Origin of the sequence: Paenibacillus sp. 32352, from assembly GCF_002042965.1 — a bacterium.
In the GTDB taxonomy this organism is placed as follows: domain Bacteria; phylum Bacillota; class Bacilli; order Paenibacillales; family NBRC-103111; genus Paenibacillus_S; species Paenibacillus_S vulneris.
The window spans coordinates 299,275-321,126 of record NZ_MZNT01000004.1; the positions used below are offsets into that span (position 1 = coordinate 299,275).

Genomic DNA, 21,852 nt, shown 5'->3' on the forward strand with positions numbered 1-21,852 from the left:
ACTCTTTTTCTACCATCCGCGGAACCCCCATTTTTAATAGGCAGCCCTTCTTTACCCCAAAAAAAGACCTCCGAAAAGGGAGGTTGAGGAGTGAATCATATGGGATGCTAATATCTTATGCAGCTTGTTTAAAAGAGTTCTAGATTCCCATCTATTTGCAACCCCCAAGATCACTTTGAATCAGCGGAAGTATTCAACTATAATATGATTATGTTTGATAGGTATTAACTATCAATTACACAAAGGAGTATTTCCCTATGGAATTAAGACAGCTTCAATATGCGCTGCAAATCGCTATAGACAAAAACTTCTCCCGCGCCGCAGAAAAACTGCATATCGCCCAGCCATCCCTGAGCCAGCAGCTATCGAAACTGGAAAAAGAAATCGGTGTCCTGTTGTTTCAGCGGACCACGAACTCCGTCGAGGTAACCTATGCCGGATCCTTATTCGTTGAAAAGGCTCAAGCTATCCTCGACATGGTCGAGCAGCTGAAGCGGGAGATGGAGGATATCTCGCAGATGCGCAAGGGCAAGCTGGTCGTTGGCAGCCTTCCGATAACGGGCGCTCATGTCCTGCCCCTCGTTCTTCCCGTGTTCCAGGCACGATACCCGGAAATAGAAATCATGCTGGTCGAGGAAACGACTGCCAATCTGGAGCATCTCACCGCCAGCGGTCAAATCGACATCAGCCTGCTCTCTCTCCCGTTAATGGATGAATCCCTGGCCTATGAGCCTCTGATTGAAGAGGAGATCATGCTTGCGCTGCCCCGGCATCATCGGCTTGCCCAGGCAACCCAAGGCGCCCATCCAACCGTTCAGATCGAAGAGCTGGCTAACGAACCTTTTATCGCGTTAAAAAAAGGGCAGGGCTTCCGGCAAATCGCCATAGAATTATGCCTTAATGCCGGCTTCACCCCGAACATTGTGTTTGAAAGCAGCAATATCGAAACCGTACAGTCGCTGGTCGGCGCGGGCATGGGCATTGCCTTCGTCCCTCACATGATTACGCGGAGCGCATGGAGCGACATGGCACCGGCTTACTTGTCCTTGTCCCACCATCCGACACGAACGCTAGTTATTGCTTACCGTAAAGGCCGTTACATGTCCAAAGCCGTAGAAGCTTTCATGGACACCTTCAAGGAAGTTGTCAATCAGCAATAAAGTACAGGCCGCCAACTGAATCTGATTAGAGATTAACGGTTATTACGCTGTTCTTCCGCCCAAAGGGAGGCTTTCTGCACAAGGCTGTTCAGCATGGCTTCCTTGCCGTCCTGATATAGATGAACGCTCTCAGGAAATTGCTTCATGAGCTTCAGCTTCAGCTGTCCATATTCCGCTGCCTCTTGGGGGTGGTTCATCATATAAGCCTTAAACTCCAAATGGGCCGCGATGGCAGCGTGACCAGCTTCAAACACATGAACGTGATGCGTTCTTTGCTCCCCGCCTTTTGCATAATACCTCCGCCCGGGTATCCCGTTCTCCCCTTTCGGCTCAAAGCCTGCCGCCAGCATAGCTTCATTCAACAAACTTACGTTCTCAAGATTCCTGACTTCAATCAGAATATCAATGATCGGCTTCGCATAACCGATAGGCGGAATGGAGGTGCTGCCAATGTGATGAATACGAACCAGTTCTTCGGCAAACATTTCCTGTAGAATCTCCGCCATTTGGGAATATTGCACGGCCCATTCCGGAGTCCACTCTTGAATTACCGTTTTCCTCATGGATGACTCCTCCTGAAATCTCCGGTGAAAAACTCGAATGTCGGAAGTCCTCTGAAGATCGTCTCCGTCCGTTCCCCCCGGGAGCAGCTGCCAATCACTTTTCTCCAAAATTTCTCCGACACGGTATTTCTCGGCAAATACGACAGGCTCCATTTTCCTTGAAAATGGGCGAAGATCTGCTGCGCGGCCCGGAATCCGATCCCCTTTTTCCGATAAGCACGCATAATGAAGAATTCAGCCACAGAGTAGCACGGCGTCCCGTCCGCTAGCGGCTCGTGCTCGCGAATCAGCGCAAAGCCAGCCATTTTGCCATCAACCTTAAAGAAAAAGGCGAAGCGTCCTTCCTCTGTCCAGTAGTTATCGATGTATTTGTAATCGTACAGCCCATGCGAATTCACATCCACGTTATCTTCAAATTCGCTCATATCATATTGATAGAGCTCCATAATATGCCGCAAAACGGATTTCTCTTCATAAGAAACAGGCTGCAGCTGCAAGTTCAGCATTGTATCCTCACCCCGAGTAGAATCATTTCATATCTACATTACAGCAAGATGGCATGAAATCCACGGGATACTTTAACTATAATAGAAAAAGCAGCCTAGCGGCTGCATTATAATAAGGTATTAATATAGGGCTGGACGACGGTCCTCGAACACCGGAATTTTATTGCGGACCTGGCTGACAAGCTCCCGATCGATTTCTGCGCGCAGAACCGCCTCCGATTCGCCGCCTTCGACCAGAATCTCGCCCCATGGATCTATGACCATCGAGTGGCCAAAAAATTCGGTTGTTCCGCTAGTTCCGACACGATTGCACGAAACGACGAACATTTGATTCTCGATCGCTCTCGCGGTTAACAACGTACGCCAGTGATGCAGGCGCGGGTTAGGCCACTCTGCAGGCACGAACAAGATTTGTGCTCCTCCAAGCGCCAGCTTGCGGCTCAGCTCCGGAAAACGAATATCATAGCAGATCATCATGCCGGCAGGTACCCCATCCAACTGCAGCTGCCCGATACGTCCGCCTTCCTTCAAATATTTTTCCTCGTCCATCAAACGGAACAAGTGAATTTTGGAATAGTCCGCAACCGGTTTCCCTTCGCGGTCAAAGGCATAGATGGTATTAAAGATGTCATCGCCCTTTTTCTCGGCAATAGATCCCCCAATAATATTTACACCGTGCTTGCGGCTGAATTCCGACAGCAATGCTGCCGTCCGCTCTCCATTAGGGTCCGCAAGCTCATGAATTTGCTCCAATGCGTAGCCGGTATTCCACATTTCAGGAAAAATAATTACATCCGGCTTAGGCCCGCCTTCTACAGCTTCACTAAGCATCGTTTCCAGCTTGGAGAAATTTTTCTCCGGTTCGCCAATAGCGACATCCATTTGTAGAAGTGCAACGTTCCAGCGTTTTTGTGTCATAGCATCCTTCACCCTTTATCAGATCTGTTACCCTCTATCATAGTCGAAGAAAGTATGAACTTCAATGCTTCCCGGCTATCCATACCGTCCAGCGGTCCCGTTCTTCAACGGGCTCGCCATCTTGATGCCCGGTCATGTCCTGAATATACCGCGTGAGAGTTACCAGTTCCTCGTCCGTCAATTCATGCAGGATGGAGCGCCCCGTGCGCCTCCTTATATCGTCACAATAATCGGAGAAATGTAGATAGGCGCGTCTTAACTCCCATAGCTTAAGCTCCCTGATTTCCGTGAAGCCTGCCGATGCCAAGGCTCGCCCAACTTGTTCCGAACGGTATCTTCGGTTAACCTCCCTATCTGATAGCCTGGGAAACATCTCGAATAAATAGCCGCGCAAATGATGTCTGCTGCCCTCAAGCAAGCAATCGTCGGGCGTTCGGTCCTGAACCACCAGCGCTCCATCTTCCTTCAAGATTCGGTACGCTTCTTGAAAGGCATCCGACAGCTCCTCGGGGGATAAATGATGGATCAGCGCCCGCTCCAATATCAGTTCTACCGATTCATCCCCGAGCCCAGTCTCCCACGCCTTCCCCAGCTGGAATCGAATTTCGGGATGTGCTGCGCATTGAACAGCCGCCGCTTCCAGCATAGCCATAGAGAAATCGATGCCGATCACCGATGCGGCACCCAATCTCACAAGGGCTTGGGAATAAATGCCTCCACCGCATCCGATATCCGCGGCTTGAACGCCCTTTACATTGACTTCTTCATTCATTAGCTGTTCCCAGCTGATGTCAGCCTTTCGCCCTGTATACATGGAACGTTGCTCTGGATCGTGAAAATTCATCGGCATACACTATTCCTCCTTATCCATTGTCCCGCCAAATGAAACTCGATACTATATAATGAAACCATTATTCTTATTCTACCACGGTTCTCCTTAATATGAAAGGGAACCGATCGGAGTTGTATACATGCATTTGGATTCGTGATACATTAATGCTAGTTCGGTGGAACGACTATACTACAGAAAAATACATGGAGTGTGACCATAGATGAGTGCTTCTTCATCCAACATTTCCGGCTTTACCATTCAGCCCGCTCTACGTATGCAGGAGCTGCCTGCACAATTTTTCGCCAAGCTGGTTGGAAAAGCTAATTTGCAAATAGCCGCAGGACATGATGTCATCAATCTCGGACAAGGCAATCCCGATCAGCCTACTCCGCCCCATATAGTAAAAAAGCTGCAGGAAGCCGCGGAAAATCCGCTGTATCACCGCTATCCTCCTTTTAACGGCTTCTTGTTTTTAAAGCAGGCCGTCGCTCAGCGGTACAAAGAGGATTACGGAGTGGACCTTGATCCGGAAACGGAAGTAGCAATCCTGTTCGGCGGGAAAACCGGACTCGTCGAAATCAGCCAATGCTTGCTGAACCCAGGCGATGTATGCCTGGTGCCGGACCCGGGCTACCCTGATTACTGGTCGGGCGTCGCTCTCTCCGGAGCGCGTATGTCCTTCATGCCGCTTCGCGAATCCAATGCCTTCCTTCCAGATTACAGCTCCATCCCAGCCGATGATTTGAACAAGGCCAAGCTGATGTTCATCAATTATCCTAATAATCCGACGGCCGTGAACGCACCGGCTTCCTTTTACGAGGAGACGATCCGCTTTGCGGCCAAACACGGAATCGTCGTTGCAAGCGACTTCGCCTACGGCGCGCTAGGATTTGACGGGCAGAAGCCGGTAAGCTTCCTGCAGCTGCCAGGGGCCAAAGAAGTCGGAGTCGAGTTCTACACGCTCTCCAAAACCTATAATATGGCAGGCTGGCGGGTCGGCTTTGCGCTGGGAAATAAAGAAATTGTCCGCCTGATCAACCTGATTCAGGACCACTATTACTGCAGCCTGTTCGGCGGCATTCAAGAAGCCGCTGCTGCCGCTTTGACGGGTCCGCAGGACTGCGTCAGCGATCTTCTTGCCATGTACCAAGGACGCAGAGACGCTCTTTATACGGCACTGGATGCCATTGGCTGGAAAGCCCCTCGCTCGCAGGGCTCTTTTTTCACCTGGCTCCCTGTACCGAAGGGTCATACGTCCGCTTCTCTTTCCGATCTGCTGCTGGAGGAAGCCAAAATTGTCGTCGCCCCCGGAATCGGATTCGGCGAAAGCGGCGAAGGCTACGTGCGGCTGGGCTTGCTGACTCCGGAGGCTCGGCTGCAGGAAGCGGTAGAACGTGTTGCAAGGCTGAATCTGTTCGGCTGAGCGGAAGCGGACGAACCTTTACAAATCGGTCTGCAGCATGCTATGCTATAAGGAATAGTAAAAAACGTGATGATGGGAATAGTAAGAAGTCCCTTCGCGCTCAGAGAGTAAATTCCACCGGCTGAGAGAATTTACCGCGAACACTATCCGAACCCGCCCCGGAACGGCCAACGATGAGTTGGACGGCTGTTGTCCTTGCCGTTAAGAAGGCTATCAGAGCTGGATGTTTATCATCAATTAAGGTGGTACCGCGGAAGTGACAAGCTTCCGTCCTTAGAGGACGGGAGCTTTTTGTGTTCTTATCTTTTCCAGCGTTGTTGATCACTTGATTATTTATTCAGGTAGAAAGAAGTGATTCATTCCATGCAGCAAACCATCGTCATTAAAATCGGGAGCAGCTCTCTAACGTCCGACGAAGGAGGTCTGAACCGCAGTAAAATCGTATTTTTCTCCGCCGAGTTGGCGCGGCTTCATGCTCAAGGCTATCAGGTGCTGCTCGTTACCTCAGGCGCTGTCGCCGCAGGGTTTCGCGAGATGGGATACATAAGCCGGCCGAAGGTGCTGCACGAGAAGCAGGCGTCTGCGTCGGTAGGCCAAGCGCTGCTGATGCAAGCCTATCATGAGGCGTTCGCAGCGCACGGCATCGGAGTCGCGCAAATTTTGCTCACGCGGTCTGATTTCTCCAATCGCCAGCGGATCCATAATGCTTCAATGACCATTGAAGAACTGCTTCGTCATCGCATCATTCCTATCATTAACGAGAACGATACCGTAGTTGTCGACGAGCTGAAATTCGGGGACAACGATATGCTCTCCGCCCTGGTAGCGAATCTGGTCCGTGCCCGCCAGCTGGTCATCATTACAGACATTGACGGTCTGTACAGCGATAATCCCCGCAGCAACCCGAATGCCAGAAGATTCGATCGCGTTACCGAAATCGGCGAGGACATCTATCGGATTGCCGGCGGCTCCGGCTCCTCCGTCGGTACAGGCGGCATGCGTTCCAAAATCGAAGCGGCACGAATCGCCATGCGAGGTGGCGTACCGGTATTTATCGGACGTGTCACGGACGAAGGCGATCTGGCGGCTGCCATCCAAGAGGAAGGCAAGGGAACGTATTTCGTCACCAGCGAGCATAATCTGCCGATGAAGAAGCAGTGGCTCGGGTTTCATTCCATGCCGCAGGGACGCATAACGGTGGATGAAGGAGCAGAGACCGCGCTTGTCATCGGAGGCAAAAGCTTGCTTCCCGCCGGTGTGAAGGAAGTATCCGGGGACTTCCACCCGGGTGACGTCGTGGAGGTGGTGAATCTCGAGCAGCAAACGATCGGCCGGGGAGTCGTCAACTATGCCGGCTGGCAGCTGCAGGCTGTAGCCGGTCTTAGCACCGATGAAGTACAAAAACGGATCGAGGTTCACCGGATGGAAGTAATCCACCGCGACGAATGGATCACGCTGACCGTCCATAAACAAATCTGACTTTCCCTAAAATGAACTTTTATAAATAAGGAGGAAACACTATGTCAACTCAATCCGCAACTTCAAGTGAAGTCGTTCAGAAAGCGACTCTGGCCAAACAAGCCGCACCAAAGCTAAGCATATTAACGACAGAGCAGAAAAACCGCGCCTTGCTTTTAATGGCGGACGCGCTTGTAGCCGAAGCCCCATCCATTATCGAAGCCAATGCGGTGGATTTGCGTGAAGGCAGAGCTAACGGAACCAGCGAGTCGCTGCTTGACCGCATCGCTCTCAACGTGCAGCGAATTGAAGGGATTGCACAAGGCTTACGCGAGGTCGTCGAGCTGGACGATCCTATCGGCAGCGTCTTGGATGAATTCACCCGTCCTAATGGTCTGCATATTCGTAAAATCCGCGTTCCTCTCGGCGTCATCGGCATCATCTATGAAGCCCGCCCGAACGTTACCGTAGATGCCGCAGGCCTCTGCCTTAAGACTGGCAATGCCGTCGTACTGCGCGGCGGCTCTGCAGCTTTGCATTCCAATAAGCGGATTGTTGAGATCATGCACGAAGCGCTTCAACGCTCGGATGTCCCAGCGGACGCTATTCAGCTCATTCTCGATCCGAACCGTTCCTCGGTTGACGAAATGCTTAAGCTGAACGGCCTGCTTGATGTACTGATCCCTCGCGGCGGCGCTTCCCTCATTCAAAACGTCGTCAAGAACGCGACAGTGCCTGTCATTGAAACCGGAGCCGGCATTTGTCATACTTATATAGACGAAACCGCACAATATGATATGGCGTTAAATATTGCCCTAAATGCCAAAGTACAGCGCCCTTCCGTGTGCAACTCCATGGAAACCTTGCTTGTCCATGAGAGCTTTGCGGAGAAGCACCTGGCCTCCATTGCGGAGCAATTCGCCAACAGCAAGGTAGAGCTTCGGGGCAGCGATTCCGCAAGGCGGATCGTTTCCGGTATGAAGGCGGCTTCGGATGAGGATTGGGATACCGAATACAACGACTATATTCTCAATGTTCGCGTCGTTCGTAATCTAGATGAAGCGCTGGAGCATATTCAATTGCACGGAACGAAGCATTCCGAATGTATCGTGACGGAGAACGCAGAGCACGCGTCCCGCTTCCTCCAGGAGGTGGACGCCGCCGCTGTCTACCATAATGCTTCAACCCGATTCACCGACGGATTCGAGTTCGGCTTCGGAGCGGAGATCGGCATCAGCACGCAAAAGCTTCATTCACGCGGTCCTATGGGGCTTCCTGAGCTGACCTCCAGCAAATACTGCATCCAGGGCAGCGGACAAATTCGCGGCTAACCATTACTAACTTCCTTAATAAAAGGAGACTTTCCCTATGTCTTTATCCAACGCTAAAATTACCTTTGTAGGTGCAGGCTCTATGGCGGAAGCGATTGTTCGCGGTCTCACCTCCCAGAAGGACGCCGATGCTTCCCGCATCACCATGTTAAACCGGCAGGATACGGAGCGCCTTCAGAAGCTTCACGAAAGCTACGGAGTCAGCTATGTTACTGAACTTACAGACAAAGACCGGGTAACTTCGGAAGCGGACGTTGTCGTGGTCGCTTTCAAGCCTAAGGATGCCATTGAAGGCCTGAAGGCGCTGGCTCCTCTGCTCAACCGCTCCCAGCTGCTTGTCTCTGTCATTGCTGGTCTTTCCATTGCAACGATAGAAGCCATTTTGGGCTCTGCCGGTCAACCTATTGCCCGCACCATGCCCAATACCTCCAGCTCGATCGGGCTGGGCGCTACAGGAATCAGCTTCTCTTCCCAGGTGACAAAAGAGCAGCAGCAGCTGGCGATCGATATGTTCGCATCGACAGGTATCGTCTCCGTCGTCGAGGAGTCTAAGCTCGATATCGTAACGGGAGTATCCGGAAGCGGGCCCGCTTATATTTACTATATGATGGAAGCCATGATCGAAGGAGGCATCCGGGGAGGTCTATCCCCAGAAGCGGCAAGAGAGCTTACGGTTCAGACAGTCTTGGGCGCAGCCAATATGGTTAAGCTCACCGGTGAAGAACCTGCCGATTTGCGCCGCAAGGTCACTTCCCCTAACGGTACGACACAAGCTGCGATTGAGATGCTCGATCAGTACGATTTTTCTTCAGGAGTGGCCAAGGCCGTGCTGCGCGCCGCTGAGCGTGCAGGTGAGCTGGGAGAAGCTATAACCTCTCAGGCTGCAGCCGTTCAATCTAAATAAAAGTAGGTGTGCCTCATGTCCAATTCTTACTGTGTTGCAACATACCGCTGCTATGATGAAAAAGCGGATTTCGCAAAAAAAGCGCAAGGGATTGCTGTCGGCCTTACCGTCGGCAGCTGGACGGACCTGCCCGAAGCCAAAAAAGCCGAAATGGAGCGTCATCTTGGAAAAGTCATCGACGTCCAGGTCCATGAGCCCGGGGCGAACGCTCCGTTATCGGAGCGCTATGCGGACATCTCCATTGCTTATCCGGATGCCAATTTCAGCCGGGACATCCCTGCCTTGCTCGTAACCGTGTTCGGCAAGCTTTCGATGGACGGCCGTATCAAGCTGATCGACCTGTCCTTCTCCGAAGCTTTCCTGTCCGCTTTTCCGGGTCCTAAATTCGGCCTGCAGGGTGTTCGTGATCTCCTTGGTGTCCACGATCGGCCTTTATTAATGAGCATTTTCAAATCCGTAATCGGTCACGATTTATCTACCCTTCGCGAGCAATTTTATTTGCAGGCGGCAAGCGGTGTCGATCTTGTGAAGGATGACGAAATTTTGTTCGAAAACCCGCTAACGCCGATTGAAAAGCGTGTGGAAGCCTGCATTCAAGCTGCCAAACAAGCAGAAAGCGAAACCGGTCAAAAGCTTCTCTACGCAACGAACCTGACCGGACCTACGTTCAACCTGCTGGATCAAGCGCGGAAAGCTATTGACGCAGGGGCTAATGCACTGCTGTTCAATGTGCTCTCTTACGGCTTCGATGTGTTAAGCGAGCTGAGCCGCCATCCGGACATTAAAGTACCGATTATGGCTCATCCCGCTATGGCAGGGGCTTTTTATCCGTCGCCGCATTATGGCATTGCTGCAAACGTGCTCTTAGGCAAGCTAATGCGTCTGGCAGGAGCCGACCTTGTGCTGTTCCCTTCTCCATACGGATCGGTTGTCATGCCGCGTGAGGAGAATATGGCTATCAAGGAAGTGCTGCTCACTCAGCAAGCATCCGACTATGTATACAGCTCTGAAGCTTCTTCTTCGAATGGTGCATTAAGCTTAAAGACCAGCTTCCCTGTCCCTTCTGCCGGCATCCATCCCGGTCTGGTGCCTCTCATTCTGAGAGATTTCGGCGAGCAAGTGATCGTGAACGCCGGAGGAGGCATTCATGGCCATCCTATGGGAACTATCGCCGGAGGACGAGCCTTCCGTCAAGCAATAGCCGCCTGCCAAGCTGGAATTCCGCTTAGACAATATGCGGAGAACCATCCCGAGCTTCAAGCCGCCATCGACGCCTGGGGGATTAAAGAATGAGCAATAAAACGATCATCTTTTGCGATTTTGACGGCACCATCACCGTTAACGACAATATCGTCGCCATCATGAAGCATTTTCAGCCGCCAGGCTGGGATCAGCTGGTAGAGCAGGTTCTCTCCAAATCGATCTCGATTCGCGAAGGTGTCGGTAAAATGTTCGCCTTGCTGCCGACCTCCCGCAAACAGGAGGTTGTCGATTATGCCATCAACAACGTCGTCATTCGTCCCGGATTTAAAGAGCTGCTTGACTACTGCAAGCAGCAGGGCATCGAGTTTTATGTTACCAGCGGGGGCATTGATTTTTTCGTCTATCCGGTTCTGTCCTCCTTCTCGATCCCTACGGATCATATCTACTGCAACTCCAGCGACTTTAGCGGAAGCCATATTGAAATTTTATGGCCTCATGCCTGCGACGACCAGTGCCACAATGAATGCGGAATGTGCAAAACAGCGATTATCCGCAAATATTCACATGACGAATACCACCGTATTCTGATCGGGGACAGTGTCACTGACTTTGAAGGAGCCAAGCTGGTCGATACGGTATTTGCCCGCTCGATCCTCATTGACTTATGCCGGGATTTAGGACTGAATTATTATGCATTTCAAGATTTTCATGATATTATCAAGCAGCTTGAGGAGTTGAAAGGAAAGTGAGCGGTATCTTGAAATTGGAAGAAAAGCAGCAGGCGTTTGCCGAGCTGAAGGAAGTCAAAACAATTTTGGCGGCAAAAGGGTGGTTTCCGGCTACGAGCGGCAACCTGTCTATCCGTGTAGGCGATTTTGCTCCGGAAAACTTTACTTTTGCCATTACCGCGAGCGGTAAAGATAAATCTGTTAATACCCCGTCGGACTTTTTGCTTGTAAATGAAAAAGGACAGCCAACCGATGCAACGGGACTTAAGCCGTCCGCAGAGACGCTGATCCACTGCGAGATTTATAAAGCGACCGGCTGCGGAGCTATTTTTCACGTTCATACCGTATTTAATAACCTGGTGTCCGAGCTGTTCTGGGAGCGTAAATCCATTCCCGTGGAAGGCGTAGAGCTCATCAAAGCGTTCAACATCTGGGAGGAAGACGCGAAGATCGAAGTGCCGCTCCTTCCTAACTATGCCGACATTCCTAAAATCGCCGAGCTGGTTCAAGATGCTATCGTCCCCCGTGTTCCGGGCATCATGCTGCGGAAGCATGGGATTTATGCATGGGGAGCCAATGCTTTCGAGGCGAAGCGGAACCTGGAAGCCTTCGAATTTTTATTCGAATACGTGTACCGTTGGGAGCTTTTGAAAAAATAATATGCTATCAAAATAAGCGGCTTCGCCCTTTTGGGAGATGAGCCGCTTTTTTGCATCTCCTCATCATTTTCCAGACACGACAAAAAAACCTTCAACCCGCTGCCATTTAGGGCAGCAGATTGCAGGTTTGGTTTTTCTTAATGTATGGATTTTACGCCTGTTTCCCATACTCGCTCGGATTTAAGCGCCATGCCTTCAAAAGCTCAAGATCCTGCTGTTGAATGCTGCCTTGTCTTAAAGCCACATCCACCAAAGTCGTATAGTTGCTCAACGTTTCGAAAGGAATTCCGGCGCCTTCAAACGCTTCTTTCGCTTTCTCGAACTGATAGGAGAAGATCCCCAGTACGCCTTGCGTGTGTGCTCCCGCTTCGTTAACAGCAAGGGCAACCTTCAGCGAGCTGCCGCCGGTAGAAATCAGATCCTCGATAACGACCGTCTTTTGACCTGGACGAATCACGCCTTCGATCAAGTTTTCTTTGCCATGGCCTTTGGCTTTATCCCTTACGTAGACCATAGGCAGGTTCAGCTTTTGCGCAACCCATGCCGCATGCGGAATCCCTCCAGTAGCTGCTCCGGCAATCACTTCGACATCCGGGAAGTTGTCACGGATTAAGGCAATGAAGCCTTCGGCGATCAGCTCGCGAATCTCCGGATAGGAAATCGTTAAACGGTTGTCGCAATAAATCGGGGATTTCATACCCGATGCCCAGGTGAACGGCTGATTCGGACGAAGCGTTACCGCTTGAATGCGGAGAAGAGCATCGGCGATTTGCTCTGCCAGTAATGTATTCGTTTTGATAGTATTTGCGCTCATTGAGATAGGTCTCCTTTTTGACGGTTATTCATGGATTCATTCTTATTGGCTGACAGATTGAATGATCGCTTCCAATGCAGCTCTAGGGTCTTTTGCAGCCGTTATGGGTCTACCGATAACAATGTAGTCCGTTCCTTGCTCAAAAGCCTCTGGCGGGGTCATTACACGCGTCTGGTCGCCCATATCTGCGCCGGCAGGACGTATTCCCGGTGTTACGGTTATAAAGCCGCTGCCGCATGCTTCTTTAATCCTAATCACCTCTAAAGGAGAAGCAACGACTCCATGAAGCCCTGCGCTTTGAGCCAGCCGTGCATATCGAAGCACAGCCTCCTCCACACTGCCTGAAATGCCGATTTCTTCATTCATGACCGTGAGGCTGGTGCTGGTCAGCTGGGTGACTCCAATCACGATAGGCTTGGTTGTATGGCCTGAACCTAATGCCTTGTCTACGCCTTCAAGAGCCGCCTCCATCATTTGCTTGCCTCCGGCCGCATGGACGTTGAACATGTCGACTCCCAGCCTTGTCACACTCTCAGAGCCGCCTTTGACCGTATTGGGAATGTCGTGCATTTTCACATCGAGAAACACCTTATAGCCCTGCTCCTTCAAGCTGGCTACGAATTCAGGTCCAGCGCTATAAAACAGCTGCATTCCTACTTTCATATAGCACGGGATTCCTTTCAAAGCCTCGATCAATTGCCGGGCCTCCGCCGCGCCTGGATAATCCAGCGCAACCATTATTCTCTCCGCTACATTCGTTTGTACTTGCACGTCAATTGCCTCCCGATTGGTTTTGACGCCTATGGACGCCTAATCAAGGGATTAGCACAGCATCCCTCATGGTGACTGGAGCACTGTGCTAATCATTTCATTATATTTATGCGTGATGCGCAGGCATCGGTCTGGATTGGAAGTTGATCGCTTCGAGCATATGCCACAGCGCTCTTACCGTATCGAGAGAGGTCATGCAGACTATCCCGTTCTCAACCGCTTCACGGCGGATACGGAACCCGTCGCGTTCAGGCGTTTTGCCTTTCGTCAACGTGTTGACGACAAAGTGTGCTTCGCCATTGCGGATCAAATCCAGAATGTTCGGAGAGCCTTCGCTCAGCTTGTTCACACGCGTTACATGCAGACCCGCTTCTTCAAGCGCTTTGGCGGTGCCGCCTGTAGCCACGATTTTGTAACCCAGCTTGTAGAAGCCGGTCAAAATCTCAATGGCTTCTTCTTTATCTTTGTCCGCTACGGTTGCAATGATAGCGCCGGTTGGCGGGATTTTCATTCCGGAGCCAATCAAGCCTTTATAAAGAGCTTTCGCGAAAGTATGATCGCGTCCCATAACTTCCCCTGTAGACTTCATCTCAGGTCCGAGGGTTGTATCTACCCGGCGCAGCTTAGCGAAGGAGAATACCGGAACTTTTACAGATACATACTCATCTTCAGGCCACAAGCCAGTTTGGTAGCCTAGATCGGCAAGCTTTTCGCCCATAATGACGCGGGTTGCCAGGTTGGCCATCGGAATCTTCGTTACCTTGCTCAAGAATGGAACCGTTCTGGAAGAACGCGGATTCACTTCGATAACGTAGGCTTGGTCTTGATAGATGACGAACTGAATGTTAACCAGACCGACGACTTGCAAGCCTCTTGCAATTTTCGTTGTAATATCGATAATTTGCTGCTTGATTTCTTCCGAGATCGATTGCGGCGGATACACTGCGATGGAGTCACCGGAGTGAACGCCTGCTCTCTCAACGTGTTCCATAATACCAGGGATCAAGACGGTTTCTTTATCGCAGATCGCGTCAACCTCAACCTCTTTACCCAGCATATAACGGTCGATCAACACCGGATGCTCCGGATTGATTTTCACAGCATATTCCATGTAGTTCAGGAGATCCTGGTCGGAATATACGATTTCCATCGCGCGGCCGCCCAATACGTAGGATGGACGAACGAGCACCGGATATCCGAATTTGGAAGCCATACCTACAGCCTGGTCAACCGATGTTACGGTGCCACCTGGAGGCTGTGCGATGTTCAAGCCGCGCAGCAGCGCTTCGAACTTCTTGCGGTCTTCTGCCGCATCGATGTTTTCCAGATCGGTACCCAGGATCTTCACGCCTGCTTTGGCAAGCGGAGCCGCGAGGTTGATTGCTGTCTGACCACCGAATTGTACGATAACCCCGATTGGATTCTCGCGTTCGATAACGTTCATTACATCTTCGAAGAACAGCGGTTCGAAGTAGAGACGGTCGGAAGTGTTAAAGTCTGTCGATACGGTCTCCGGGTTGTTGTTAATAATGACCGCTTCATACCCTGCCGCTTGAATTGCCCATACGGCATGTACGGTGGAGTAGTCAAACTCAATCCCCTGTCCGATACGGATAGGACCGGAGCCCAGAACGACAACCTTAGGCTTCGAGGTTTCCTTCACTTCATCCTCTGTCTCGTAAGTCGAGTAGTAGTAAGGTGTTGTAGCCTCGAATTCAGCCGCGCAAGTATCTACCATTTTGTAAACCGGCTTCAGATTGAAGCTCAGACGATAAGCACGAATGTCGGCTTCTTGAGTGAAGTTCAGCCCTTTATCCGCATTGCTGCGAATTTCGGCAATTGCACGGTCAGTAAAGCCTTTGCGCTTGGCTTCATACAGCAGCTCCTGCGTCAATTCAGGCTGAGCCAGCTGCTCTTCGAATTGAATGAGTCCTTCCAGCTTGCTCAAGAACCACCAGTCGATCTTGGTCAAGTCTTGAACTTGCTGAAGCGTGTAACCGCGGCGGAATGCTTCCGCAATCAGGAACATACGCTCGTCGTCCGGCTTAACAAGACGCGCTTCCAGTGTTTCCTTGTCCAGCAGGTCCGTTTCTTTCAAATACAGACGGTGAACGCCGATTTCAAGGGATCGGATCGCTTTGTGTATCGATTCCTCGAAGGTACGGCCGATAGCCATAACCTCCCCGGTCGCTTTCATTTGCGTACCCAGCTTGCGGTTTGCCGCTGTAAATTTATCGAACGGCCAGCGAGGAATTTTCGATACGATGTAGTCAAGAGTCGGCTCGAAGCAAGCGTAAGTCTGACCCGTTACCGGGTTCATGATTTCATCCAAGGTGTAGCCGATAGCGATTTTGGCAGCCATCTTGGCAATCGGATAGCCGGTTGCTTTGGATGCAAGCGCCGAGGAGCGGCTTACACGAGGATTCACCTCGATAACATAATATTGATAGCTGAATGGATCCAGCGCGAATTGCACGTTACATCCGCCTTCGATGTTCAAGGCGCGAATAATTTTGAGTGAAGCGGAGCGGAGCATTTGATACTCACGGTCGGACAGCGTTTGGCTTGGTGCCACAACGATACTGTCGCCCGTATGCACGCCCACCGGATCGAAGTTTTCCATGTTACATACCACGATACAGTTATCGTTGGCGTCGCGCATAACCTCGTACTCGACTTCCTTCATGCCGGCGATGCTCTTCTCGATCAAGCATTGTCCGATCGGGCTGTAGCGAATACCGGATGCTACCGTCTCCAGCAGCTCCTCTTCGTTGGCGCAAATACCGCCGCCTGTACCGCCCAATGTATAAGCCGGACGGACGATAATCGGGTACCCGATTTCGTTGGCGAAATCAACTGCCTCTTGTACGGTCGTTACGATCGTGCTATCTGGAACCGGTTGTTCCAGCTCTCTCATTAAATCGCGGAACAAGTCGCGGTCTTCCGCTTTTTCGATAGCTGTCAGCTGAGTACCGAGCAGCTTCACGTTCTCACGCTCAAGCACACCTGCACGCGCCAATTCTACCGCCATATTCAAGCCGGTTTGGCCGCCAAGCGTAGGCAGCAAACCGTCAGGACGCTCTTGACGAATGATTTGAGTTACGAAGTCCAGTGTAATAGGCTCGATGTAGACTTTGTCCGCCATGTTGGTATCGGTCATGATCGTAGCCGGGTTGCTGTTGATCAGAACGACTTCCATTCCCTCTTCCTTCAAGGCTTGGCAGGCTTGTGTGCCGGCATAGTCGAACTCTGCCGCTTGACCGATAACGATAGGACCGGAACCGATAACGAGTATTTTTTTCAAGCTATTATTTTTTGGCATAGTGCAGTTCTCCTTTCGATGCAGGGGCAGCAGAGCCCGCAGGTTGAGCGCCTAGCTTGGAAGCAGCCGAAATTTGCGCTTGTCTCGGCACTTTAGGCTTCGCTTCCTTAAAGTCACGAATCATAGCTACGAAATCATCGAACAAGTAGCTGGAGTCATATGGACCAGGTGCCGCTTCCGGATGGTACTGTACCGAGAAGGCAGGATGCTTCTTATGCTTCAAGCCCTCGATCGTATGGTCGTTGTTGTTGATATGTGTTACTTCCAGCTCCGTATTGGCGATGGATTCTTCTTTAACCGTATAGCCATGGTTCTGAGATGTAATGTAGCAGCGATTTGTACTGAGATCCTTAACCGGATGGTTGCCGCCGCGATGACCGAATTTCAGCTTTTCCGTATCCGCGCCGCAAGCCAATGCAAGCAATTGGTGTCCAAGGCAGATGCCGAAGATAGGGAACTCGCCGAGAATTTCGGAAATCATTTTCGCCGCATGAGGAGCGTCTTTCGGGTCCCCAGGGCCGTTGGACAGCATAATGCCGTCCGGTGCCAGCCGGCGGATTTGATCCGCTGTAGTATCTTGCGGCACAACAACGACGTCGCAGCCTCGGCTAGTCAGATCACGAATGATTCCGCTCTTTGCACCGAAGTCAACTACCACTACGCGTTCTTTAGAACCCGGGCAGCTGAATACGCTCTTCGTAGAAACGCGATCCACTTGGTCCGTCATCAGCGGAGTTGCTTTCAGCTGCTCAAGCAGCTCGGCAGCCGATTTATTGGAAGTAGTAAGCAAGCCCTTCATAACCCCATGGTGGCGGATAAGGCGGGTCAGCATCCGTGTGTCCACGCCGCTGATTCCGATAATGCCATATTCCTTCAACAGACTATCGACGGAGTATTCCGCTCTCCAGTTACTAGGAACCGTTTCATGCTCACGTACGACGAAGCCGTGAACGAATGGGCGGATAGATTCGAAATCATCGCGTGTAATTCCGTAGTTGCCGATCAGCGGGTAGGTCATCGTAACGATTTGTCCGCAATACGAAGGGTCCGAAAGAACCTCTTGGTAGCCTGTAATCCCTGTATTAAAAACGACCTCACCTGTCGATTCGCCTTCACTGCCAAATGCTTTCCCGGTAAAAATCGTACCGTCTTCCAATATCAATCTTGCCTGCATCGTCTTCAACTCCTTCTCAGTGTAAAGAACCTTATATGTTAAAAGTGAACGATATGAATCTTTAAGTACCGGAGGCGGCAAGCCTCCATTTCAACCTTTTTTCAACAGCCGTTTAGCTTACGCTTCGGTATAAACTACCTTCCCTCCGAACATGGTCAAGGTCGGCCAGCCTTTCAGCTTCCAGCCGGTAAACGGTGTGTTGCGGCCTTTGGAAGCGAACTCCTCGGGGTTAACCTCTTTTTCCGTCTCCAGGTCAATGATCGCGATATCCGCTTCTTTGCCAACCTCAAGCGTTCCGTAAGGCAATCCGAATACTTGTGCCGGAAGGGACGTCATTTTCTCCACGAGGAACTGCAAGGTCCATTGGCCTGTCGCTACGAATTTGGTGTACAGAAGCGGGAAGGCTGTCTCGAAGCCTACGATGCCGAACGGTGCCAGATCGACGCCGCGGGCTTTTTCCTCTTCGCTGTGAGGTGCATGGTCGGTTACGATAATGTCAATCGTGCCGTCCAGCAAGCCTTCGATACACGCTTGAACATCTCTCGGTGTACGCAGCGGAGGATTCATCTTCCAGTTGGCGTCCATGCCTGGGATATCTTCATCCGACAGCAGCAGATGGTGAGGGCATACTTCCGCAGTCACCTTGATGCCGAACTGCTTTGCATGGCGGATCAAGCGAACCGATTGCTCCGTACTTACGTGGCACACATGGTAGTGTACGCCTGTCGCTTCCGCCAAGAGCACATCGCGGCCGACGTGGATGGCTTCCGACTCATTAGGGATGCCTTTGAGGCCGTGCTTTTTGGAGAACGCTCCTTCGCTTACCCAAGCGCCTTCTACCAGGGTATTATCCTCGCAATGAGCGATAACCGGCATTCCGATAGAAGCGGCCTTGGCCATCGCATCCTTCATCATTTGAGCGCTTTGTACGCCCACACCGTCGTCTGTATAACCGATAACTCCCGCTTCTTTAAGCGCATCGAAATCCGTCAGCTCGCGGCCGAGCTCGTTTTTGGTAATGCAGCCGTAGGGCAGGACGCGGACGACGCCTTCTGTTGCAGCCTTGTCCAGCACATAGTTGACAGTCTCCACCGTATCGATTACCGGACGAGTATTCGGCATGCAGGCAATCGTCGTATAGCCGCCGCGAGCCGCAGAACGGGTACCTGTGGCTATAGTTTCCTTATGTTCGAAGCCAGGCTCACGAAGGTGAACGTGCATATCGATCAAGCCTGGAGTAACCAGCTTACCAGCCGCATCGATCACTGTGTGTCCTGCTGTATCGGGTTGACCGCCGGCGGCGTCAACGATCTTCTCTATGACATTGCCTTCCACTAAAATATGTTGTTTTGCCAGCTCGTTACCGGAAGCAACGACTTGAGCGTTCAAGATCCAGATTCCCATAATGCCCTCCCTGTATTTCGTAAGTACCTATAGTGTGTCCAGTAATTGGATTCAAGCTGATTCCGTTCGCTGTCAAACAGCATTCCATGAATCGTATGTTAGCTTAACGCTCTCTCGATGACCGCCATCCGGATCGGTACACCGTGACCCATCTGCGCGAAAATTTTGGAACGCTCACATTCCACAAGCTCATCGTCGATTTCCACATTCCGGTTTACCGGGGCCGGATGCATGATGATCGCATGCTTTTGCATCATGGCCTCTCTCTTCACTGTCAATCCGTACGCTTCACGATAGTCCTCTGTAGACTTGAAGGTGTTCTCTTCGTGACGCTCCAGCTGAACCCGCAGCATCATCACTACATCGGCCTGGATGGCTTGTTCCATCGATACGTAAGGTGCATAGGCAGCCAGTTCAGGTGCCTGCATACTTACTGGTGCGCACAAGCTTACTTTGGCACCCATCGTTTGCAGCGCCCACAGATTCGAGCGCGCTACGCGGCTGTGCTGAATGTCTCCGATGATCGATACATTCAATCCTTTGAGATGTCCGAAGTGCTTGCGCATCGTGTAGAGATCCAGCAGAGCCTGGGTCGGATGCTCGTTGCTGCCGTCGCCCGCGTTAATCAGCGGCACTTTAATCTTCTCCGCCAGCTCGGCGAGCAGGCCGTTCGGCTTCATCCTGATGACTCCTGCGTCAATACCCATGGATTCCAGCGTTTTAACGGTATCGTAAATCGATTCTCCCTTTTGTACGCTTGAAACGGCCGCCGCGAAGTTCAGAACTTCAGCGCCCAATCTCTTCTCCGCTACTTCAAATGAGAATCGGGTTCTTGTACTGTTCTCAAAAAACATGTTGGCTACAAAACGGCCTTGCAGGTGATTCGCCAGCTTCACCGGATATTGCTCCCAATATGCGGCTCGATCCAGTATGGAAGTGATATCTTCAGCGCTCATACCCTTGGTGCCTAACAAATGTCTCTCTGCTGCAACCTTCAACTGTGTCATCCGTTTTGCCTCCTATATTGCGTTATGACTACCTGATCCGAGCCATCCACTTCTTTCAGCAGCACCTCGATGGATTCAAGCCTCGAGGTAGGGATGTTCTTTCCGACATAATCGGGCCGGATCGGCAGCTCGCGATGACCTCTGTCGACAAGCACGGCGAGCTGAATCATTTGCGGTCTGCCCAGATCCATCAAGGCGTCCATGGCCGCTCTGACCGTTCGTCCTGTGAAGAGAACATCATCGAACAAAATAATTTTTTTATTCTGAATATCCATTCCCGATGCAGCGCCGTCACTCTTCTGAACCGCGCGTTCCATTCGGCCCGAACGGTCATCCCGGTACCGGGTTACGTCGATTTCACCGATGGGAACCGGTACGTTCTCAATTTCCATGATGCGCTCGGCAATTCTTCTCGCCAGGTAAATGCCTCGTGTGCGGACTCCGATCAACATACAGTTTTCGAAGCCTTTATTTCTCTCCAATATTTCGTGGGCGATCCGGGTTAACGCGCGGCGCATGCCCGTTTCGTCCATTAACACATGCTCTTTTTCTTCCGCCAAGGTCTTCGACCTCCTGCTCAGGATGTGATTGGCAAAACAAAAAACCTTGCTTGTTAGGCAAGGTTTGCGTGCACAGAGATAGAAGCGGTCGTGGACACACGAAGTCTGTACGCGCAGACTACGGAGATGTCTCCATTACCGTTCATTCCATTCGTTCACCTTGCCAGCCTCACGGGACTGATCCTTAAAGGTGCTATTCAGTTACGAGCATTATCTCATGATCATTAGCCGTTGTCAATAGCGAGTGTCGATGTATGTCGACAGATACATTGCTAGAACCCCCTCATGTATGCTATAAAGGAAAGGAATGATTTCGTTGCGCCCGACACTGGTCCGGCACACGGTATAATACATAAGGAGTTGGAATTTTCATGGTAGAAATGAACACAGAAGAAGTAATTAATTTTATTAAAACCAGCACGAAAAAAACCCCAGTGAAAGTATATGTAAAGGGTGATCTGGAATCCATCAATTTCGGAGCAGAAATCAAATCCTTCATCTCAGGTAAGAGCGGCGTTCTATTCGGTGAATGGACGGAAGTAAAACGCGTCCTTGACGAAAACCAAGGCAAAATCGAAGATTACGTGGTGGAAAATGACCGCCGCAACTCCGCGATTCCTATGCTGGATCTGAAGAACATCAACGCTCGTATCGAGCCGGGCGCGATTATCCGCGATAAAGTGGCAATCGGCGACAATGCAATCATCATGATGGGCGCTTCCATCAATATCGGTGCTTCCATCGGCGCAGGAACCATGATCGATATGAACGTTGTCGTTGGCGGACGTGCCAAAATCGGCGCTATGTGCCACATTGGTGCAGGCTCCGTCATTGCGGGCGTTATCGAGCCTCCTTCAGCTCAACCGGTTGTTATCGAGGATGACGTGCTTATCGGCGCCAACGCCGTTGTTCTTGAAGGCGTTCGTATCGGTAAAGGCTCTGTCGTTGCTGCCGGTGCTGTCGTGACGGTAGACGTTCCGGAAAACACAGTTGTTGCCGGTGCACCTGCCCGCGTCATCAAAACCGTTGATGCTAAAACCAAATCCAAAACCGAAATTTTGCAAGACCTGCGCACGCTGTAAACCAATGTGCCTGACAAGGGCTCGGCGATTCTC

At 51.3% G+C, this 21,852-nt stretch carries 20 protein-coding genes; 9 read left to right on the plus strand and 11 right to left on the minus strand.

Translation table 11 applies throughout. The features are described from left to right. Positions 1-257 precede the first annotated feature (257 nt). Complete coding sequence (locus tag B1728_RS12025; protein WP_079910447.1) at positions 258-1,160, plus strand: LysR family transcriptional regulator; 903 nt, start codon at positions 258-260, stop codon at positions 1,158-1,160. 32 nt (positions 1,161-1,192) lie between these two features. On the opposite strand, the gene B1728_RS12030 is transcribed toward B1728_RS12025, so the two are convergent. From B1728_RS12030 to B1728_RS12045, 4 genes are all read right to left on the minus strand, one after another. Continuing rightward, positions 1,193-1,723, minus strand: a complete 531-nt coding sequence (locus B1728_RS12030) for a GrpB family protein (protein ID WP_079910448.1) — start codon at positions 1,721-1,723, stop codon at positions 1,193-1,195. Next, the gene (locus B1728_RS12035) at positions 1,720-2,229 is read right to left on the minus strand and encodes a GNAT family N-acetyltransferase (RefSeq protein ID WP_256865335.1); all 510 of its coding nucleotides are present in this window, start codon (positions 2,227-2,229) and stop codon (positions 1,720-1,722) included. Before B1728_RS12035 ends, B1728_RS12030 begins: the two co-directional genes overlap by 4 nt. Positions 2,230-2,349: 120 nt before the next feature. Next, the gene (locus B1728_RS12040; RefSeq protein ID WP_079910449.1) at positions 2,350-3,147 is read right to left on the minus strand and encodes a carbon-nitrogen family hydrolase; all 798 of its coding nucleotides are present in this window, start codon (positions 3,145-3,147) and stop codon (positions 2,350-2,352) included. A gap of 61 nt (positions 3,148-3,208) precedes the next feature. Further along, positions 3,209-3,997 (minus strand): class I SAM-dependent methyltransferase, encoded by a 789-nt coding sequence (locus tag B1728_RS12045; RefSeq protein WP_079910450.1) that lies wholly within the window; start codon positions 3,995-3,997, stop codon positions 3,209-3,211. 202 nt (positions 3,998-4,199) lie between these two features. Here B1728_RS12045 and B1728_RS12050 point away from each other — a divergent pair, with 202 nt between their 5' ends. The 7 genes from B1728_RS12050 (at position 4,200) to mtnB (ending at position 11,685) form a co-directional block, all read left to right on the plus strand. After that, positions 4,200-5,402 (plus strand): pyridoxal phosphate-dependent aminotransferase, encoded by a 1,203-nt coding sequence (locus B1728_RS12050; protein ID WP_079910451.1) that lies wholly within the window; start codon positions 4,200-4,202, stop codon positions 5,400-5,402. 363 nt (positions 5,403-5,765) lie between these two features. Further along, positions 5,766-6,881 carry a glutamate 5-kinase gene (gene proB / locus B1728_RS12055; RefSeq protein ID WP_079910640.1) on the plus strand — a complete coding sequence of 372 codons (1,116 nt, stop codon included), beginning with the start codon at positions 5,766-5,768 and terminating at the stop codon, positions 6,879-6,881. A 41-nt stretch (positions 6,882-6,922) separates the two neighbouring features. Continuing rightward, positions 6,923-8,191, plus strand: a complete 1,269-nt coding sequence (locus B1728_RS12060; RefSeq protein WP_079910452.1) for a glutamate-5-semialdehyde dehydrogenase — start codon at positions 6,923-6,925, stop codon at positions 8,189-8,191. Positions 8,192-8,228: 37 nt separating this feature from the next. Continuing rightward, positions 8,229-9,095 (plus strand): pyrroline-5-carboxylate reductase, encoded by an 867-nt coding sequence (gene proC, locus B1728_RS12065; protein WP_079910453.1) that lies wholly within the window; start codon positions 8,229-8,231, stop codon positions 9,093-9,095. A gap of 15 nt (positions 9,096-9,110) precedes the next feature. Further along, a complete protein-coding gene (locus B1728_RS12070) occupies positions 9,111-10,388 on the plus strand; it encodes a 2,3-diketo-5-methylthiopentyl-1-phosphate enolase (RefSeq protein ID WP_079910454.1) in 1,278 nt (425 codons plus the stop codon). Continuing rightward, entirely contained in the window at positions 10,385-11,047 is a 663-nt protein-coding gene (locus B1728_RS12075) for a 2-hydroxy-3-keto-5-methylthiopentenyl-1-phosphate phosphatase (RefSeq protein WP_079910455.1), read from the plus strand. The genes B1728_RS12070 and B1728_RS12075 overlap by 4 nt, the downstream gene beginning before the upstream one ends. Continuing rightward, positions 11,044-11,685, plus strand: a complete 642-nt coding sequence (gene mtnB, locus B1728_RS12080; RefSeq protein ID WP_079910456.1) for a methylthioribulose 1-phosphate dehydratase — start codon at positions 11,044-11,046, stop codon at positions 11,683-11,685. The genes B1728_RS12075 and mtnB overlap by 4 nt, the downstream gene beginning before the upstream one ends. Positions 11,686-11,836: 151 nt before the next feature. Here mtnB and pyrE read toward each other — a convergent pair whose 3' ends face one another. The 7 genes from pyrE to pyrR form a co-directional block, all read right to left on the minus strand. Continuing rightward, positions 11,837-12,499, minus strand: coding sequence for an orotate phosphoribosyltransferase (gene pyrE / locus B1728_RS12085; RefSeq protein ID WP_079910457.1), 663 nt, complete (start codon positions 12,497-12,499; stop codon positions 11,837-11,839). Positions 12,500-12,541: 42 nt separating this feature from the next. Next, positions 12,542-13,237, minus strand: coding sequence for an orotidine-5'-phosphate decarboxylase (pyrF, locus tag B1728_RS12090; protein WP_079910641.1), 696 nt, complete (start codon positions 13,235-13,237; stop codon positions 12,542-12,544). A 139-nt stretch (positions 13,238-13,376) separates the two neighbouring features. Next, the gene (carB, locus tag B1728_RS12095) at positions 13,377-16,592 is read right to left on the minus strand and encodes a carbamoyl-phosphate synthase large subunit (protein ID WP_079910458.1); all 3,216 of its coding nucleotides are present in this window, start codon (positions 16,590-16,592) and stop codon (positions 13,377-13,379) included. Then, positions 16,579-17,766, minus strand: coding sequence for a carbamoyl phosphate synthase small subunit (locus B1728_RS12100; RefSeq protein ID WP_079910459.1), 1,188 nt, complete (start codon positions 17,764-17,766; stop codon positions 16,579-16,581). Before B1728_RS12100 ends, carB begins: the two co-directional genes overlap by 14 nt. Positions 17,767-17,883: 117 nt before the next feature. Continuing rightward, positions 17,884-19,170, minus strand: a complete 1,287-nt coding sequence (locus tag B1728_RS12105; protein ID WP_079910460.1) for a dihydroorotase — start codon at positions 19,168-19,170, stop codon at positions 17,884-17,886. A 98-nt stretch (positions 19,171-19,268) separates the two neighbouring features. Next, entirely contained in the window at positions 19,269-20,177 is a 909-nt protein-coding gene (locus B1728_RS12110) for an aspartate carbamoyltransferase catalytic subunit (RefSeq protein ID WP_079910461.1), read from the minus strand. Further along, positions 20,174-20,710, minus strand: a complete 537-nt coding sequence (pyrR, locus tag B1728_RS12115; protein WP_079910642.1) for a bifunctional pyr operon transcriptional regulator/uracil phosphoribosyltransferase PyrR — start codon at positions 20,708-20,710, stop codon at positions 20,174-20,176. The genes B1728_RS12110 and pyrR overlap by 4 nt, the downstream gene beginning before the upstream one ends. A gap of 398 nt (positions 20,711-21,108) precedes the next feature. Between pyrR and dapD the strand changes: the two genes are divergently transcribed. Further along, positions 21,109-21,819, plus strand: coding sequence for a 2,3,4,5-tetrahydropyridine-2,6-dicarboxylate N-acetyltransferase (gene dapD, locus B1728_RS12120; protein WP_079910462.1), 711 nt, complete (start codon positions 21,109-21,111; stop codon positions 21,817-21,819). Positions 21,820-21,852 lie beyond the last annotated feature (33 nt).